The 11,846-nt window shown below is 37.7% G+C and carries 6 protein-coding genes; 4 read left to right on the top strand and 2 right to left on the bottom strand.

Annotated elements, in window-relative coordinates; genetic code table 11:
* The first annotated feature begins 25 nt into the window (after positions 1-25).
* From C8J95_RS00705 to C8J95_RS00720, 4 genes are all read left to right on the top strand, one after another.
* Complete coding sequence (locus C8J95_RS00705; protein WP_255412689.1) at positions 26-3,355, top strand: glycoside hydrolase family 38 C-terminal domain-containing protein; 3,330 nt, start codon at positions 26-28, stop codon at positions 3,353-3,355.
* A 629-nt stretch (positions 3,356-3,984) separates the two neighbouring features.
* Positions 3,985-4,926, top strand: a complete 942-nt coding sequence (locus tag C8J95_RS00710) for an ROK family protein (RefSeq protein WP_107807195.1) — start codon at positions 3,985-3,987, stop codon at positions 4,924-4,926.
* A 14-nt stretch (positions 4,927-4,940) separates the two neighbouring features.
* Complete coding sequence (locus C8J95_RS00715; RefSeq protein WP_107807196.1) at positions 4,941-6,695, top strand: class I mannose-6-phosphate isomerase; 1,755 nt, start codon at positions 4,941-4,943, stop codon at positions 6,693-6,695.
* A gap of 5 nt (positions 6,696-6,700) precedes the next feature.
* Positions 6,701-8,053, top strand: a complete 1,353-nt coding sequence (locus C8J95_RS00720; RefSeq protein WP_255412690.1) for a sugar porter family MFS transporter — start codon at positions 6,701-6,703, stop codon at positions 8,051-8,053.
* Between the two features lie 65 nt (positions 8,054-8,118).
* On the opposite strand, the gene C8J95_RS00725 is transcribed toward C8J95_RS00720, so the two are convergent.
* Positions 8,119-10,008 (bottom strand): MutS2/Smr-associated SH3 domain-containing protein, encoded by a 1,890-nt coding sequence (locus C8J95_RS00725; RefSeq protein ID WP_107807198.1) that lies wholly within the window; start codon positions 10,006-10,008, stop codon positions 8,119-8,121.
* Positions 10,009-10,350: 342 nt separating this feature from the next.
* Positions 10,351-11,844 (bottom strand): RagB/SusD family nutrient uptake outer membrane protein, encoded by a 1,494-nt coding sequence (locus C8J95_RS00730; protein WP_107807199.1) that lies wholly within the window; start codon positions 11,842-11,844, stop codon positions 10,351-10,353.
* Between the last annotated feature and the right edge of the window lie 2 nt (positions 11,845-11,846).

Raw genomic sequence — 11,846 nt, forward strand, 5'->3', positions numbered from 1 at the left:
CATATAACCATAAAAAATGAAGCTCATGTATTACAGGTATTTTCTTTTGCTAATGTCTTTCTGTATGGCAGGCAATTTTATTTATGCCCAAAAAAAGGTTCCGTATTTTGGCAACATAAATGCTATAAACGGATATGAAAATGAAATAAGCGGTGAGAATATTGATTATTTTTCTGCATTTCCGGATCACGCAACCCGTGCATTACTAACCAGAACAACTGATGGGGCCAAGACAATAGAATGGGAGACAGCTAAAGTCCCTCAAAAAAATTCCGGTCCGTATATATATTTCAACTGGTTGGTATCCCATTCTTCAGGCAGTAGTGGCGGTATCCGTAATTTTGATTTGTACATAAATGATCAAAAAACGCTAACCCTTAGTACCTACCCTGCTAACCAGCATCCGACTTGGATATCCAAAGCTGCGGACAGTACCGCATTTGTCTTTAATCAGACCAAAATGGACGGACTGAAAGACTCATATGGTATTGCATATCTAAGAGTTCCAATAAACAAAGTAACACCCGGTAAGCCTCTTAGATTAAAATTGGTAGGACAGGCACAAAACAGCAGAGATTGGTTTATGACTTATAAGTTTACTTTTCAAGAAAAAATGGATGCTAACCCAACTCCTTTTATCCTGAAAGATGGCAAAAGACTAATTACTCTTACGACATTACATTTCGGTCCAGAAGAGAAGATCACTGCAAAAATTGATAACAAAGAGAGTTTTTCTTTTACAATGCCAGATGGTATTAAAACATTTGATATTCCTGTAACGCTTTCACAATCCGGAGGCAATATACAACTAACTGTAACCTCAGGAAAAAAAGAGCTTCTACGCAAAACTATACAAGCAGGCACTATTGTTCCGCGTACTTTATATTTCATTCACCATTCTCATACTGATGTAGGATATTCCCATTTACAGGCAGAAGTCGAAAAGATTCATACCAAAAATATTTACGATGCACTGAAGATGATTGATGAAACGCACAATCTGCCTGAAGAGGCTCGATTTAAATGGAATGTAGAAGCACTGTGGGATGTAGAGAATTTTATGCAAAAGGCTACACCCGAAGATAAAAAGGCTTTTGTAAAAGCTGTAAAAGAAGGAGGAATTGGTCTTTCTGCCATGTATGGTAATATACTAACTGGACTTAGCCAGCCGGAAGAACTATTCCATTACACCGAATACGCACAGAAGCTGGAAAAAGAATATGGACTTAAAATCAACAGTGCTATGATGTCTGATGTTCCGGGGTTTGCATGGTCACTTGTTCCTGCACTAACCATTTCTGGTGTAAAATATTTTTCCAGTGGTCCAAATTATTTAGGAAAAACAAATCCTTACCTGGGTGACCGTGTCGGAAATTTTGTAAAAAACTGGGGAGACAAACCTGTATGGTGGCAGTCTCCATCCGGAAAAGAAAAAATATTATTCTGGACAGCCGGAAGAGGCTATTCATCATGGCACGGTATTCATCCCGGAGCGGTATTCGAGACTGGTCAGAAAAAGATAGCAGAATACCTTGATGATCTTACCCGAACTAATTATCCATATGACATTGTACAATGGCGCTACAATATTGTATCGGACAACGGGCCTATTGATCCTTCAATATCAAAGTTTGTAGATGAATGGAATAAAAAATATACTTCTCCAAAAATTGTACTGAGCACTAATGAGAAAATGTTTGAAGTATTTGAGAAAAAATATGGAGACCAGCTTCCTGTAGTGAAAGGAGATATAAGCCCACATTGGGAAGATGGTGCAATGTCTACAGCTAAAGAAGAAGGAATAAACAGAAACAGCGGACTGAAATTACAGCAGCTAACTACTCTTTATTCGATGCTAAATCCCCGCTTATACAACAGTCAGAGTTTTTATGATGCGTGGCGGAATGTAATTCTTTTTCATGAACATACATGGGGAGCTTTCAATAGCATTACAGCTCCTGACCTTCCATTTGTTACCGATCAATGGAAGGTAAAAAGACAATTTTCACTTGATGGAAATTCTCTTGCTAATCAATTGGAAAAACACCTATTGCAACCTCTGACTAATCCGGCATCTAAAAAAATTGAAGTTTTCAATACCTCTTCCTGGATACGCAGCGGAGTTGTAACTATTCCTGCAACAGCAGAAGGCAATAGTGTCCAGGATGCAGCAGGTAATAAAATACCATTGCAAAAACTGGAAAATGGTACAATGGTATTTATGGCAAAGAATATTCCGGCATTAGGCTCTGCAGTCTATACTATTATTAAAAATAAAACATCGGCAACTGCACCGTTTGTAATCACCAACAATAGTGTATCCAACGGCAAAATTACACTGACCTGGGATAATAAAACCGGAAGTATTACCCATTTTACAGATAAGGGTACAACTAATTATGCAGGAAGCTTCAACAATCAGGGACTGAACAGCTATTGGTATGTACCGGGATCAGATCCCAATGAAGCTAAGTCAAACACTGAAGTACAGACAAAAATATTGGAGAATGGACCTGTAACAGTAAAAATCCTATTAACAGCAGATGCTCCCGGAGCCAACAAACTGGAAAGAATCATCACCCTATATAAAGACAGTGATGAGGCATTATTGGAGAATATTGTAGACAAAAAACCAGTTCGAACTAAGGAGTCTGTCCATTTCGGTTTCCCGTTCAATTCTGGTTTCAAAAATATTACAGCAGATGCCGGTTATGGTATTATGAAATACCTTACCGATCAACTACCGGGATCTAATATGGATTATTGGTATAGCCGCCGCTGGGTAGATGCTTCTTCCGGGCAGAAAGGAATTCAATGGATGATGATAGAAACACCATTAACGGAAGCAGCAGAAATGATAGATGAGAGAATGCTTATCGATAATAGTCATAAGAAATGGAAAGATAAGGGGACGCCCGGAACTACTAACTGGTTCAGCTACGCGATGAACAATTACTGGCACACCAACTACAAAGCAGATCAGGAAGGCCCCGTACATTACCGTTATGCACTTCGTCCTCATGATTCTTTCAATTCCGTGGAGAATGAAAAGTATGCAGCTGCATTTACACAACCTCTTATCGCCATTCCTGTAAACGAAAAAGCAGCTATCAAAGGAAGTCTTTTCAACATGAAAAATGATAAAATTGTGGTAACAAGTATAACACCTCAGGACGATCAAAGCTTTATTATAAGGCTTTATAATCCTGATGAAAAGGAGCAGACAACCACATTTACATGGGAAAGACTAAAACCTTCTAAACTGATTTATAACAAAACAGGAAAGGAAATATCCATAAACGATTCAGTTAGTCTAAATAGCATGGATGTAATTGAAATAAAGGTAATTCCATAAATAAAAAATTCCAGATAACATTCTAAAGTATTGCATATAGCCAGAAATAATATCAAAACTTGTTATAGCTATCAATGTGTGAATAAAAGGAATCGAAACAGTGCAGATATATAGTAGTACGATACTAATTTACCTACCTGATATTATATAATTCTGTACAAGCTCATACCATAAAAAGCAAATTGTGGATAAACTGTTAAGGAGCACAAAAAACTCCACAATAGAGGGAAAATATCAGAATATTTATTCCCCAAATGCTGTGGATAAGCATGTAAAAAGAACCCCTTTTGTGGATAAAAAAGTAAAGTTCTGCTGTATAAATAAAAGCTAAGCATTATATCAGAATTAGCAACTTTCAGAGGTAAGGAAAGTACAAAAATGAAAAAGAGAATTTCAGACAACAATATAGTCCCGGATTTCGCATTTGAACATAATATCCGGTAGAAAATATCCCGTTTGAAATTCTCATACAGGAGAAATTGTGGATAAACTGAACCAATATCAGAAAATCCTCGGTATAAATAGATCAGAGCTTATTTTTTATTCACCAAACATTGTGGATAAGCATGTGGAAACAGCCCCTTTTGTGGATAAAAAACAGCGTTATTCCGTAAATAAAAACTAAAAAAATGTCAAAACCAGTTATTGCCATAGACATGGGTGGCACCAAAATAAAAATTGGAATTGTTCATCAAGATACTATTCTGGCATCAGCTTCTATAGACTCTTATTCAGGGGAAGGTCTTAGACCAAGACTACCCCTTATAAAAGAAATTGTGGATAAACTATTGAAAAGAACGAAAACTCCTATCACAAGCGTATCAGGGCTTGGTATTTCTTCACCAGGAATTGTTGATAACCATAAAAAAAGGATACTATCTGTGGATAAAAAATTCGGTGATGCACCGAGCATAAATCTGGAAGAATGGTGCTTACTAACATTCGGAATTCCGTTTTTTATAGAAAATGATGCTCGCTCTGCTCTTATCGGAGAATGGAAATATGGAAATGCAAAAGATGCTGACAATATTATACTGATGACACTAGGTACAGGAGTAGGAAGCGCAGCGGTAACAGAAGGTCAATTATTAAGAGGTAAGCATTTCACCGCAGGTATAATGGGTGGACACTTTGTTATCAATTATAAAGGGAGCCTATGTAATTGCGGAAATAAAGGCTGCGTAGAAACAGAAGCTTCTACCTGGAATATTACCAATATTGCAAAATCCGAAAAGAGCTTTACAAAAAGCAGGTTGGCAGATTTTCCGGTAATTGATTACGAACTCATTTTCAAATTGGCCGAAGAAGGAGATGAAACTGCCATACATCTACGTGACCAGAGCCTGCAAGCATGGTCAGCTTCTGCCATCAATCTCATCCATGCTTATGATCCGGAGATACTTGTACTTACTGGTGGGATTATGGCAAGCAGCGCACACATCATTCCTTATATAAGAAAACAGGTTGAAGTTCACGCATGGACTCCTTGGGGAAAAGTTGATATAAGAGAAGGAAAATTCCCAGCAACAGCAGCATTACTAGGCATCGCCCATGTAGTAAATAATGGATAAATAAAAGAATACAAATGAAATCAAATTTTAATAAATTCCCTGTCATCGAAATACAAAATCACAACTGTATAAGCGGATGGGAAAACATTGCAGAGGAAATAAAGTCACGCACATCTAAGATAATTGCTATTGAATGTTATTCCGGAGTATACACCGAGGAAATTAACACTGCGTTACAGGAGCTACTACAACCTGAATTAATAATAAACACCATACAGGCAATGAAACCAGAAAGTGAGATTTCTGCATTGGTACAGCCCTTTGTAACAGATGATCCTGTATTTGGCAATTTAACATCATTGGAGCTGGAAAACTATTTTGACATCTCTAAAGTAAACAGTCTTCGCAATCGTATAGCCACCACCAATAATTTTATAATCGTTACCGGCCCCGGAGCTACACTAATAGCTCGAAATGCAGATCTTTGCATTTATGCAGATATGCCACGATGGGAAATACAATTGCGTTATCGTAAAGATACCGCTTGCAATCTAGGTAAAACCAATTATAACGACTCTTTTGCCTATAAATATAAGCATGCATATTTCGTAGACTGGCGCGTATGCGACCGCTACAAAAAACGAATATTAAGCAACTGTCAACTCTTTCTGGACACCACCAAACCTCATCAACCTAAAATGATAAGTACCGATGCTTTATACGATGCTATGAAGGAAACTATAAAGCGCCCATTCAGAGTCGTTCCATTTTTTGATCCCGGTCCATGGGGAGGACAATGGCTGAAAGAAGTCTGCGATCTGGACAGAAGCAAGCCTAACTATGCATGGGGATTCGATTGTGTTCCGGAAGAAAATAGCCTTTTGCTAGGATTCGGCGATCAGATAGTGGAGATACCATCTGTAAATCTGGTATTTTTCCAGCCGGAAGCTTTACTAGGGAAACAAGTATACAAAGGATTTGGCGATGAATTCCCAATCCGATTTGACTTTCTGGATACTATGGAAGGAGGTAACCTCAGCCTACAGGTACACCCTTTAAAAGAGTATATCAAAGAAAAATTTAGTATGTCTTATACACAGGATGAAAGCTATTATATACTAGATACCGGAGAAGAATCTTTTGTGTACCTTGGATTAAAAGAAAACATCAATCCCGATGAGATGATGAAAGATCTCGAAGCTGCACAAAACGAAAATATAGCTTTCGATGCAGAACAGTATGTACAGAAATGGACTGTTCATAAACACGATCATGTATCCATACCTGCAGGAACAATACATTGTTCGGGAGCAAATACCGTTGTTCTAGAAATTAGTGCTACTCCCTACATTTTCACATTTAAGCTATGGGATTGGGAACGCATGGGACTTGATGGCAAACCACGCCCAATATCTTTGCAACATGGTAAAAATGTAATACAGTGGGATCGTACAACATCATGGACCAAAAAGAATATACTAAACCTTACAGAACCCGTTTCTGAAGGAGACGGATGGCGGGAAGAACGTACAGGACTGGATACCTCATCTTTCATAGAAACCAGGAGACACTGGTTTACTAAAAAGGTAGTTTACCATACTGGAGGCGTAGTTAACGTCATTAATCTTATAGAAGGCAGAGAAGCCATTGTAGAAAGCCCTGACAACAGCTTCGAACCTTATATTATCCATTATGCAGAAACATTTATAGTACCGGCGAATATTGATACTTACACTATAACACCGTATGGGGAAAGTACCGGTCAGGAATGCGCAACAATAAAGGCAAGCATACGTACAAATATGATTGCAGAAAAAGTTTTAAAATAAACGATATGCAATCAACAGTTAATTCAGGTATTATTTACAAAGCTACTCTTGTAGCTTCTGTTGGCGGATTATTATTTGGCTATGATACAGCCGTAATATCAGGTGCCATAGGATTTATGCGCAGCTTTTATCAGCTTTCAGATATTATGACAGGCTGGGTAGCCTCTTGTGCATTATTAGGTTGCATCGCAGGCGCCATGTATTCCGGCAAGCTTAGTGACCGTGCTGGGCGAAGAAAGGTTCTGATGCTTTCGGCAGTTCTCTTTACTATTTCTTCTATTGGTACCGCAATATCTCCTAACCTTTGGTTTTTTGTTCTGTTCCGTATTATAGGAGGAATGGGCATAGGCATTGCATCAATGTTATCCCCCATGTATATTTCCGAAATGGCTCCGGCTTCGGTAAGAGGTCGATTAATTTCAGTTTTTCAGCTTGGGATTGTTACCGGAATTCTTGTTATTTATTTTGTAAACGCATACATCGCGGGCATACACAATGAAGCCTGGAATATTTCTACAGGATGGCGGTGGATGTTTGGCTCCGGCATTATTCCTTCCGCAATTTTTATACTATTATTGCTAACGGTACCTGAAAGCCCGCGTTGGCTCGCCAGCCAAAAGAAACAATCTGAAGCTCTGGCGATTCTCAGCCAGATCAATGGTGATACAGCTGCACAACAGGAGTTCTACTCTATTAATGAATCCCTGAAAGATGAAGCACCTTTTTCTTTAGCCTCACTAAAAGGTTCTAAATTAAAAAAAGCACTGATTACCGGTATATTATTAGCCATATTTTCGCAATTTACAGGGATCAATGCGATAATGTATTATGCACCAGAGATTTTTAAATCAACAGGCACAGGTACTGACTCCGCATTTATACAGACCATACTCGTAGGTGTTATTAATGTTGTTTTCACTCTTGTTGCAATAAAATATGTAGACTCCTGGGGACGAAAAAAACTATTACTCTCAGGTATTTCTGGTATGACTGTATGTCTTTTCATTGTAGGTCTTGCATTTTATACTCAACAACAGGGCTACCTGGTACTTATTGCAATACTGGGTTATATCGCCTTTTTTGCAATGTCGCTTGGCCCACTAACATTTGTGGTCATTGCGGAAATTTTCCCTACAAAATCCCGGGCAACAGCAATGTCTATCACCACTTTTTTTCTGTGGCTGGCTGTATTTCTTGTATCCCAAACCTTTCCTATTCTAATAGGATCTATAGGCAACGCTTATACTTTTTGGTTATATACCGTAATTTCTGTACTCGCTTTTCTATTCATCCGAAAAAACATTCCTGAAACTAAAGGTAAAACACTGGAAGAAATTGAAGCAAGTTGGACAAAATAATAAGCTTATAGAATAAAAACCAGAGAACATTAGTCCTCTGGTTTCTTCTTATATACGGCTTCTGATTATTCAAAGCGGATTAGGCGGTCATACTTAACTATACTTTTTATAGCCCCGAATACAACTGTAGCCTGTTTGCCTTTTATATCCAAAACAGTTCCTATAGCCGTCTGCCCCTCCAACTTTACTTTATCCCCAATCCCAACAACTAAGACTTCTGTCGTAGTTTCGATCTCTCTATTTTCATTTAAAGTGTTTTGTTCACAGCCACTATACGATTGATCTTCTGAAATCTCTGCTTCATTTCTTTTTCTCTCCCAATAAAGCCTATCTCTTACTATTGACTGTAACAAATTATCCATGTTAGCAAACTCAGTTCCTATTCTTTCAGCCGAATCCATAATAATATCTTCGGGAAGTCCTGTTCTTCGTGCTACTTCAATCGCAAAAGAGCTTCCCGGGCTGCCTATAGCCAACTTGTATAAAGGTTTCATTTCTTCAGCATCATACAGCATTGCTCCATTCACAATTCCTTTAGTCACATAGGCAAACTGTTTAAGATTCTGAAAATGTGTTGTGATAAGTCCGAAACTGTGCTTACGGTTAAATCTTTCCAATAATGTTTCTGCAATAGCTCCGCCTATTTGAGGTTCCGTTCCACTCCCAAACTCATCTATCAGCAAAAGTGTTTTATCATCATTGTGTTCTACAAAGAATTTCATATTCTCCAAGTGCGAAGTATAAGTACTAAGGCTGTTTTCTATACTTTGCCCATCCCCTATATCCATAAAAATATTTTCAAAAATTCCGGCATTCGAATCAGACCTAACCGGAATTAGCAATCCACACTGAAGCATATACTGGAGTAGCGCTGCTGTTTTTAAGCACAAGGATTTCCCTCCCGCATTAACACCGGACACTACAAGTATTCTGTTCTCCTGATTCAGGATAATGCCTAACGGAGCCGCTTTTTTATTCTGTTTCCTCAGCGTAATATTGAGTAATGGGTGCACAGCCTGTATCCAATCCATCTGCTGCTTATTTTCAAAAACAGGTTTTCCAGCATTAATACGTACAGCAAATAAGGCTTTTGCTCTGATAAAATCAATAGTACCCAGAAAATCATATGATACTAACAGATCCGCAACCTCTGGTCTTAGCATATTGGTAAACTCTGTTAATATCCTTATTACCTCACGACGCTCATCGGTTTCCAGTTCCTTAAGCCTATTTGTAACCTCTACTACTGCCTCCGGTTCTATATATACAGTTCTACCACTTCCAGAATCTCCTCGTACCTCGCCTTTTATCCTTCTTTTATAAGAAGCATTTACAGGAATCACCAAATAACCGTTACGCATATCCGAAGATATTTCTTTTGAAACAATACCTTGCGACTGTGCACTTCGAATAGCTTCCTGCATCTTTCTCGTAATCTCTTTAGCAGCCTCAGTTTTATTCTTACGAATATCTGCCAACAGATGTGAAGCATTATCTTTTATACATCCGGACTTGTCCAATATAGAAAATGCTTTTTGTACAAATTGTGGGAATGTTTTTATTTTCTCACTCATAGTATGAAGCATCGGATATTTCAAACTATCATCCAACACTCTGGAATTATTTAAAAACGCTGTAATATTAATAATAGTCATAAGGGAATTTCCAAGTCCCGAAACATCCTTCTCCGATAACCATACTGTTGGGTCCTTGTCTATATTAATCAGAGTTTGCCGAAGATCCAGATAATTATCTGTCGGAAAATCTTCTTTATTCTGTATAATCTGTAAAAATTCATGCGTCTGTTCCAGCCATTCCGAAACTGTAGTATAATCGGATGAAAATGTCATTGATGCCACTTTCTCTACTCCAAGTACACTGTGGCATTTTTCTATAATAAGTTCTCGGATTGTATTAATTCCTATTTTTTCTTCAAAATTATCCGGGTAAATCATAATCTCATAAAGTTTAATAATACCGGTTTACTTATCAAAATCTGATAAGCCGATACTATGATTGATAAAAAGTATGTGTTAAAAAAACTGAGATTTCCCATATTACAACAGGATATAATAATATTACAGGCATTATTGTCTGCAAATATCCCTTAGTAACTTCAGATACTAATTCGTAATATGGTATTTACGCGGAAAGAAAATACATGATAAGGTATATTCCGATATATTGAAACAACAAAATTATTCTTTTAGCTTCACAATTCCAAGTCAGATAGTTACAAAAAAATTCCGGGAATAATAATTCCCGGAATCCGATTTAAAAGTAAAGTAAGATAATAATTAAAGATTAGGATTGCTTTCCGTTTCTTTTTGTGGTATTGGGAATATATAATAGCGACTATTAGGCGCAAATTCACTTTTATCAGGGAAAGTAAATACAGAATGTCCTCTTGCATCTACCTCTTTTACTGTGCCATCTGGTGTAGTCACTTTAACTTTTATAGGCTTTCCATCAGCGGTTGTATAAGGGTTTCTTACAACTTTTCCTTGAGTACGGATAATATCCGATAATGAAAACCCTTCGCCGAATAATTCTTTTCGTCTTTCAATCAGCACTTCTTTTAATACCGCTTCTGCATTCAGACTTCCACTATAAAGATTTGCTTTTCTGGCAGCCTTTAGAAGATTCAGATTCGCTACTGCTTCAGATGCATTTCCGGATCTTGCATAGCCTTCTGCTGCAATCAGATACATTTCGGCAGATCTCATGTACACAATATCAGCAATTAAATTCGGTTTAAATTTGAACTTTTTATATCTCAACAGACCCTCACGTCCTTTTAATCCGTCCCATTCGAACAATTGATACCTTATATCATTTGTATCAAATAAATCCTTAAAGAACGGGTCTGCCATAAAACTATAATAGTAACTACCGGAAGAAGAAACATCCAGATAATGGAATGCATAGCTTTCACTAGACTGCTCTTGTGTTTGTCCATGCCCCCAAATCCACTCGGAGTTTCCAATATCGTTGAAACCTTCAGAATATTTTTCGGTTGGCATAAAAGTATATCCTGTTCTTGCTGTATTTGCAGCATCAGCAGCTTTCAGCCATTCTCCTGTATTCAGGTAAGTTCTTGCTAAAAGTCCATTAACAACAGACAAGTCGATCTTATCTTTGTTATTTCGCTTGTAGCTTTTCAATAAATATTTAGCATCCAAAAGATCACTTTTTATCAAGGTATAAAGCTCTTCGAGACTTGCTCTTTTATTACCTACCGAATTAATAGTAGCCGGCTGCGTATAAATTGGCACTGTTAAGGCAGTTTTATCTTTTTGATAGCTATACTGATAAAAACTTGCCAGATTAAGATAACAAAAAGCTCTGAAGGCCTTTGCCTGCCCTTTTACCTGATCTTTCTTTTCCTGGGAGCCTTCTATATTATCTATTCTGCTCAGTACATTGTTCATGTTGTTTATTGCAGAGTAAAACAGATTCCAAACAAATAAAGTACGCGATCCGGCATTATTTACAAGATCTGTAAATGCATAAGCGGAGTTGAATCCGTATTTATTAGTTAGTACCGCAACATCACTCCCCATTGCATCACTTGCGCGAAGTACCGTAGAATAACCAATATTAGCATAAGTTGTACCGTCATCATTAAATTTCGCCCAAGCTCCGTTAACTACCGTTTCGGCATTATCTGCAGTTTTAAAAACCTCTTCTTCATTAGCCTGGTTAGTAGGTGCTGTTTCCAGTTCTCTCTCACAACTTATAAAAACAGAAGCTGCAAAAGCCAGAAACAATGTATATTTTATTTTTGTCATGT

This window comes from Elizabethkingia sp. YR214, from assembly GCF_003058195.1.
In the GTDB taxonomy this organism is placed as follows: Bacteria; Bacteroidota; Bacteroidia; order Flavobacteriales; family Weeksellaceae; genus Elizabethkingia.

Coding starts and splice junctions, on each gene's coding strand:
- C8J95_RS00730 (WP_107807199.1), bottom strand. CDS start 11,844: ATGACAAAAATAAAATATACATTGTTTCTGGCTTTTGCAGCTTCTGTT.
- C8J95_RS00725 (WP_107807198.1), bottom strand. CDS start 10,008: ATGATTTACCCGGATAATTTTGAAGAAAAAATAGGAATTAATACAATC.
- C8J95_RS00710 (WP_107807195.1), top strand. CDS start 3,985: ATGTCAAAACCAGTTATTGCCATAGACATGGGTGGCACCAAAATAAAA.
- C8J95_RS00705 (WP_255412689.1), top strand. CDS start 26: ATGTATTACAGGTATTTTCTTTTGCTAATGTCTTTCTGTATGGCAGGC.
- C8J95_RS00720 (WP_255412690.1), top strand. CDS start 6,701: ATGCAATCAACAGTTAATTCAGGTATTATTTACAAAGCTACTCTTGTA.
- C8J95_RS00715 (WP_107807196.1), top strand. CDS start 4,941: ATGAAATCAAATTTTAATAAATTCCCTGTCATCGAAATACAAAATCAC.